This window comes from Bradyrhizobium sp. (assembly GCF_035701725.1).
In the GTDB taxonomy this organism is placed as follows: domain Bacteria; phylum Pseudomonadota; class Alphaproteobacteria; order Rhizobiales; family Xanthobacteraceae; genus Bradyrhizobium.
On the sequence record NZ_DASSRP010000382.1, the window covers coordinates 1 to 3,327 of the forward strand.

Annotated in this window: 7 protein-coding genes and 1 pseudogene; 4 read left to right on the forward strand and 4 right to left on the reverse strand. The window is 62.6% G+C overall.

Annotated elements, in window-relative coordinates; genetic code table 11:
* On the forward strand, window positions 1-393 hold a 393-nt coding region (locus VFL62_RS23130), incomplete at its 5' end, for a gamma-glutamyltransferase (RefSeq protein ID WP_325174721.1).
* A gap of 46 nt (window positions 394-439) precedes the next feature.
* Here the strand turns inward: VFL62_RS23130 and VFL62_RS23135 are convergent.
* Both VFL62_RS23135 and VFL62_RS23140 read right to left on the reverse strand, forming a co-directional pair.
* Window positions 440-961 carry a NuoB/complex I 20 kDa subunit family protein gene (locus VFL62_RS23135; protein WP_414644819.1) on the reverse strand — a complete coding sequence of 174 codons (522 nt, stop codon included), beginning with the start codon at window positions 959-961 and terminating at the stop codon, window positions 440-442.
* Window positions 962-1,129: 168 nt separating this feature from the next.
* The gene (locus VFL62_RS23140; RefSeq protein ID WP_325174722.1) at window positions 1,130-1,279 is read right to left on the reverse strand and encodes a hypothetical protein; all 150 of its coding nucleotides are present in this window, start codon (window positions 1,277-1,279) and stop codon (window positions 1,130-1,132) included.
* Window positions 1,280-1,487: 208 nt separating this feature from the next.
* Here VFL62_RS23140 and VFL62_RS23145 point away from each other — a divergent pair, with 208 nt between their 5' ends.
* On the forward strand, window positions 1,488-1,691 hold the full coding sequence (locus VFL62_RS23145) for a hypothetical protein (protein ID WP_325174723.1): 204 nt from the start codon (window positions 1,488-1,490) through the stop codon (window positions 1,689-1,691).
* 182 nt (window positions 1,692-1,873) lie between these two features.
* On the opposite strand, the gene VFL62_RS23150 is transcribed toward VFL62_RS23145, so the two are convergent.
* Window positions 1,874-2,092 carry a hypothetical protein gene (locus tag VFL62_RS23150; RefSeq protein ID WP_325174724.1) on the reverse strand — a complete coding sequence of 73 codons (219 nt, stop codon included), beginning with the start codon at window positions 2,090-2,092 and terminating at the stop codon, window positions 1,874-1,876.
* A 224-nt stretch (window positions 2,093-2,316) separates the two neighbouring features.
* On the opposite strand from VFL62_RS23150, the gene VFL62_RS23155 reads away from it, so the two are divergent.
* Both VFL62_RS23155 and VFL62_RS23160 read left to right on the forward strand, forming a co-directional pair.
* Window positions 2,317-2,523 (forward strand): hypothetical protein, encoded by a 207-nt coding sequence (locus VFL62_RS23155; protein ID WP_325174725.1) that lies wholly within the window; start codon window positions 2,317-2,319, stop codon window positions 2,521-2,523.
* Between the two features lie 90 nt (window positions 2,524-2,613).
* A complete protein-coding gene (locus VFL62_RS23160; RefSeq protein ID WP_325174726.1) occupies window positions 2,614-2,976 on the forward strand; it encodes a PRC-barrel domain-containing protein in 363 nt (120 codons plus the stop codon).
* Between the two features lie 86 nt (window positions 2,977-3,062).
* Here VFL62_RS23160 and VFL62_RS23165 read toward each other — a convergent pair.
* A pseudogene (locus VFL62_RS23165) lies at window positions 3,063-3,327 on the reverse strand (hypothetical protein); the annotation flags it as partial.

A 3,327-nucleotide genomic window follows, 5' to 3' on the forward strand; every position in this document is an offset into this window, starting at 1 on the left:
CTAAGTTCGATGAGCCCGACGATCATCACCAAGGACGGCAAAACCGTGCTGGTTCTTGGGACACCGGGCGGCAGGCGCATCATCACCACCGTGCTGCAAACCATCCTGAACGTCGTCGACTACCGGATGAACATCCAGGAAGCGGTCGATGCCCCTCGCCTGCATCATCAGTGGTTTCCGGACGTGACCAATACCGAGCCGCGCGCGGTTTCACCCGACACGCGCAGGATTCTCGAGGGCATGGGTTACCGGTTTGACGATTCGCTGCCCGCCAACCATGTCGCCGCGATCATGGTCGGTGCGCCGAGCCTCGACGGAAAGCCGGTCGGCCGCAACAGATATTACGGCGCCAACGATCCGCGCCGCGGCACCGGCCTCGCGCAAGGCTACTGAAAGGTACTGACCAATTTCCGCCGGCGCCTTCTTGCCGCGCGTCTCGCTAGCGCTCGATGCGGCCGGTACGCCGGATTTTCTTTTGCAGCAGCAAGAGGCCGTAGAGCAGCGCTTCAGCCGTCGGCGGACAGCCGGGAACATAAATGTCCACGGGCACGATCCGGTCACAGCCGCGCACGACCGAATACGAATAATGATAATAGCCACCGCCGTTCGCGCACGAGCCCATCGAGATCACGTAGCGCGGCTCCGGCATCTGGTCATAGACCTTGCGCAGGGCCGGCGCCATCTTGTTGCATAGCGTGCCCGACACGATCATGACGTCCGACTGACGCGGGGACGCGCGCGGCGCCGCACCGAAGCGCTCCATGTCATAGCGCGGCATCGACACCTGCATCTGCTCGATCGCACAACACGCAAGTCCAAACGTCATCCACATCAGCGATCCCGAACGCGCCCACGTGACGAGATCGTCAAGCGGCGCGACAAAAAAGCCGCGATCGCCGAGATCGCCGTGAACATTCTCGACCAGAGCCGGCGTGTCCAGCATCGCGCAGCCTTCCCGCAGTCTGGTGGTCCGATTCTAACATTCGCAGCCGGTCGCAGCAGGCACTTTTGCAAATGTTAGAATCAAAGGACCACGAGCAACAAATTTTGGTTTCTAGCGGAGTTTTGGATTTGACATGCGCTGCTAGAACTCGTGGCCAGGCGGACAGCGAATGTCAAATCCACTCCACTAGGTTTCGTCGCGGCGATAACGCTCGGCGGCGATATCACCGCCGGCGCGGACGGCCGCGCGGCTCCGATAGCGATAGCTCAGGACGCCGTAGATCAGCGCGACAAGCAGAATGAAGGCGCCGATGAAGAAGAGAGACTCAAGACCCATGGCCGTACCCGTCGTTCCCTGCCGTTAGGGAGGCTTGCGATCAATCGCGGGGCAATGGCGGCGTTCCTATTTGATCGGCGCAGTTGCGCGCACGCCATCGTGATGGAGTTCCAAAGCCGGCCATCCGTATTTACGACCACGCGGTAACATAGGTTGGCGACGACCTGGCTGCATGACGCCAAGTTGCACCAACAAAGATGGAGGCTCCATGATCGTGAGGCGGACCCGGCGGAAGCAAACCGTTTCCTTTGACGACAGGCTGAAGATCGCCGCCAGGGACGCGCGGCAGAGCGCGCAGATGCTGCCGCAAGGGGCCGCGCGGGAAATCCTTCTGAAGAAAGCAAGGCAGGCCGAGGTCGCACGGCGCATCAACGGATGGCTGATGACGCGCGGCATGAGCCCGCCGCTGTGAAGATGCCGGATCGCAGGCAAGCCTGCCTGGCGCAGGCGCGGATCTTTCGCGAGCAGGCCGAAACAGATCCGCTCAACCGCGCCTATTGGTTCGACCAAGCGACGAAATGGCTGGAGCGGGCATCCACTCCGGCCGGGCCTGTGGTCGTGACCATCGACAGCGCGAGACGGCCCGAGCCGACGCTATTTCATTGAGGGCACAACCTCGATCAGGGCGCGACGGCCCGCAGCCGTCAGATCACCGAGCGTGGTCCTGCCGCTGCGCGCGCATTTGATGATCTGCTTGGCGACACGCTTGCGCACCATGTGCTTCTCGCCGTTCGCGATTTTCTCGCAGACGCGATCGAGCGCGATGTTCATGTTGGCGAGCGCGCGCGAGTCAAATGCCCCTTCGATCAACATTGCCACCTCCGAAGTCCCTGAGGGAACCTGAATGCTAGGCGGGTTCCGCGCAAGCGTCCTTAACCTATGATAGGCCGCGACGATTGGAACGCGACGCCTTTCAGCGCGTAGCACCCCTGCTTTCGGCCTTCGCCGCCATCGTGCGCGAAAGCGGTTCCAACAGCCGCCTCTCAGCGGGTCGGCGTGCTGGAAATCAGGGAGATCAGAGCTTCACGGAGATCAGCATGACAAGACATTCCGACCAGGGCATCGCGCGCGAGCGCGCGGAAGAACAGCCGACCGACAAGGCGCGCGCGCAAAGCGCTCATCGCTCCGATCCGAAGAAGTCGGCAAGCCGCGAAGCGACACGCGACCCCAAGCTCAGCGATGCGCAGAAAACGCCAGGCTCCGGCATGGCGCCCGACGACAGTGGCGATGCCCCCTCGGGCTAGACCGCGATCGAGCGCCGGCGCCAACAGGCCGCAGGAACCATCGAACGACTGCACGGTTGGCGAAGTTCATCGGTTGAATGGAGACCTCCTATGGCATCGAATGAAAACGAAATCGGCAATCTCATCGGCAGCGACAAGGTCGAAGGCACCGCGGTCTATGGCGCCGACGACAGCAAGATCGGATCGATCGAACGGGTGATGATCGACAAGAAGAGCGGACGGGTGTCGTATGCCGTGCTCGGCTTCGGTGGAATCCTCGGGCTCGGCAACGACCACTACCCGCTTCCCTGGCAATCGCTGAAATACGACACGCGGCTCGGCGGCTATGTCACCGGCGTGACCGAACAGCAGCTTCAGGACGCCCCCAAGTACAGCAACGAGCGCGATTGGGATTGGAGCAATGATGCCGCCGGCAAGATGGTCGACGAGTATTACGGCGTCCCGGTCGTCTGAACTCGCTGTCTGAACAAGATCGATCAGAATGCCGCTCCCGCACTGCGGAGCGGCATTCTTCTTCCCGCCACGATGTTGCAGATCGCTCAGGAAAGGCCGAGCGCGTTTTCCAGCTGCCGTTTGCTCATCTTCGATCGCCCTTCCACATGCCGCCGCTTCGCCCGCTCGTAAAGTTCCTGGCGGGTGTGCCCGTCGGGCTTGCGCGCGCGCGCGACCGCGGCACGGTGTCCGCGGGCGGTCTGCTTTCGCGCGTTGCGGCCTGACATCGCCTTGGTGCTCTCACGTTTGCGGCGGGCACCCACATGCGAGCGGCCCTCGCGCTCCTGCTGCGCGGTCTGGCCGCGCGCTTCC

Bases quoted from the DNA above. Each gene is read 5' to 3' on its own strand.
- VFL62_RS23140 (WP_325174722.1), bottom strand. From the start codon at position 1,279: ATGGGTCTTGAGTCTCTCTTCTTCATCGGCGCCTTCATTCTGCTTGTC.
- VFL62_RS23145 (WP_325174723.1), top strand. From the start codon at position 1,488: ATGATCGTGAGGCGGACCCGGCGGAAGCAAACCGTTTCCTTTGACGAC.
- VFL62_RS23150 (WP_325174724.1), bottom strand. From the start codon at position 2,092: ATGTTGATCGAAGGGGCATTTGACTCGCGCGCGCTCGCCAACATGAAC.
- VFL62_RS23155 (WP_325174725.1), top strand. From the start codon at position 2,317: ATGACAAGACATTCCGACCAGGGCATCGCGCGCGAGCGCGCGGAAGAA.
- VFL62_RS23160 (WP_325174726.1), top strand. From the start codon at position 2,614: ATGGCATCGAATGAAAACGAAATCGGCAATCTCATCGGCAGCGACAAG.